Raw genomic sequence first — 239 nt, 5'->3', positions numbered from 1 at the left:
CCAGGACGCAGCAGTACCGGTGAGTGTCGAGATGCGTCAATGATGGTTGATTCAATCCCCACGGAGCAAGGGCCGTCGTCTAATATCAACAAGTCGTCGTCATTCAACGTATGAGCGAATTCGTGAGCGACATGGGCTGCACTGGTCGGACTCACGCGGCCAAACCGATTCGCGCTCGGTGCAGCAATGCCCCACAGGCCCTGGTCACGCGCAGCTTGCAAGAGCGTTTGTGCACCAGC

Annotated in this window: 1 protein-coding gene; it reads right to left on the bottom strand. The window is 58.2% G+C overall.

What is annotated here, in order from left to right; translation table 11 throughout:
* The coding region (locus AB1471_RS17845; protein ID WP_367781054.1) for an L-threonylcarbamoyladenylate synthase at positions 1-221 on the bottom strand (221 nt) is incomplete at its 3' end.
* Positions 222-239: the final 18 nt, after the last annotated feature.

It is taken from the genome of Jeotgalibacillus marinus (genome assembly GCF_040801915.1).
Lineage (GTDB): Bacteria > Bacillota > Bacilli > Bacillales > Jeotgalibacillaceae > Jeotgalibacillus > Jeotgalibacillus marinus.
Note: the sequence above shows the minus strand (reverse complement) of the source record. Positions and strands in the feature narration are given on the sequence as shown.